Source organism: Haladaptatus sp., assembly GCF_049589095.1.
In the GTDB taxonomy this organism is placed as follows: domain Archaea; phylum Halobacteriota; class Halobacteria; order Halobacteriales; family Haladaptataceae; genus Haladaptatus.
On sequence record NZ_JBAWAC010000012.1, the window covers coordinates 1 to 1,641 of the forward strand.

A 1,641-nucleotide genomic window follows, 5' to 3' on the forward strand; every position below is an offset into this window, starting at 1 on the left:
CCTTGGAGCTATCTTCGTCATTACTAGACGACTGAGTGTCTTCAGTATCCGTAGAGTCGGAAGCAGCATCCGAATTCGACCCAGCATCCGAGTTCGATGTATCGTTCGAATCCGTGGATTCCGACGAACTTTCGGAAGTGGTCGTTTCTTCGGGCGAGAAGTCACTCGCACTCGAAAGCTGACCTCCGATCCAGTTCAGTAAGGTATCGGTATCGTGATGGGGAGCGATCGTTTCCCCATCGAGAACCATCGTTGGAGTGAACGTGACTCCGTAATCACCGGCATCGTAGCGGTTTTCTTCCACAGTATCATCGAATCGGCCGGAGGAGGCGCGGTCGATGATCGTTCCTCGATCGGAGACGTCTGCCGTCTGCATGCGGCCTTTCATCTCGCTGAACGAGACGTTTCCGGAGATGAGACCCGAAAACATGTAGTCGAAAAATTGCCAGTAATCGTCCGGCGAGACGTCCCAAACGCTCAATGCGGCTTCAGAGATCAGCGGATCGCTATCGGAGATGTAGTAGGTCGACGTACCGTGCGAGGATGTCCCTGGCGGTTGGTATGCGAGCGCCCGAAACCGTAGGTTCATCTCACCGGATGTGACGTATTCGTTCAGTACCGCTTCGAGATTGCCTTCTCGAACGAATTTTTGGGTGAACGGGCATTTGAAGTTGCCATATACGGTCGCGGTGGGATTGTTCGGATCCGTTCCCATCGTCGCGTTCGTAAGTTCGTCAGTGTCATTTGGCACCGGCGCTTCGGGAATTGCCGTTTCCGCGCTCGCGGGTATGGCGCCACCGACACCGATCGCTGCGAGAACGCCCGTCGTCTTCATAAATGTCCGCCGAGATGGATTATTCTTTGACATCGACTGGGTGGAAACACCGGTTGGTTATAGACCCGCTCGGTCGTCCAGGTGAATTTCGCTGTTTTGAACTCTTGCGTGACTGTTCGAACTCATTTTCGAATAGTTCATTCGTTATTAACGATATTAAATGCAGTCTAAAACGACACTATTGTACGAAATTATTATCAATATTGAAAGTAGTTTGAAACGGGGGACAGTTAGTACGGCATTAGAGAACTCACACGGTCGAATACGTGCTTTCGGTCGGTCTATCCGTCTGGATACGCCGTCCGTAGTCGTCCTCCGTTCCGTATTTGTCGTGGAAGTAGTATTTCCCGCGTCTGCATTCAGCGCCGAAGTCGATTATTAAAAAATCGCAAGTTTGGGGGTAAACACATATCCCCCGATACTACGATGAGAAAGCGTCCCAATGACTTCCCTTTCAGATTACGAAACCATACGCCTGGTCTGGACCGACATCAATGGCGTTGCACGCGGGATCTCCCTCTCCGGTGACGAAGCCGCACACGCGATCGAAGAGGGAGTCGGGTTCGCCAACGGGGTCGCCGAACTGACCCTCGAACCTGGACTCCTCGACGACCCGAAATACGGTGCCGAAGCGGGCGACATGATGGCAGTCCCCGACGTCGACTCCGTGATGCCGATAGAGTGGGCCGACGACACGGCAGCGGTCTTCACGGACCTGACCAACGTCGATAGCTCACGCTTCGATCTCTGCAGCAGGAGTGCACTCAGGAGCGTCCTCGAAGACCTCGCGTCGGAGGGATACACGG

1 protein-coding gene and 1 pseudogene are annotated in these 1,641 nt (G+C 53.6%); one reads left to right on the forward strand and one right to left on the reverse strand.

Annotated features, from left to right (window positions below; all coding sequences use genetic code 11):
• Positions 1 to 868 (reverse strand): thioredoxin domain-containing protein (locus WBV42_RS00410; protein ID WP_423984294.1); only part of this gene is annotated, 868 nt, incomplete at its 3' end.
• A gap of 409 nt (positions 869 to 1,277) precedes the next feature.
• Here WBV42_RS00410 and WBV42_RS00415 point away from each other — a divergent pair.
• A pseudogene (locus WBV42_RS00415) lies at positions 1,278 to 1,641 on the forward strand (glutamine synthetase); the annotation flags it as partial.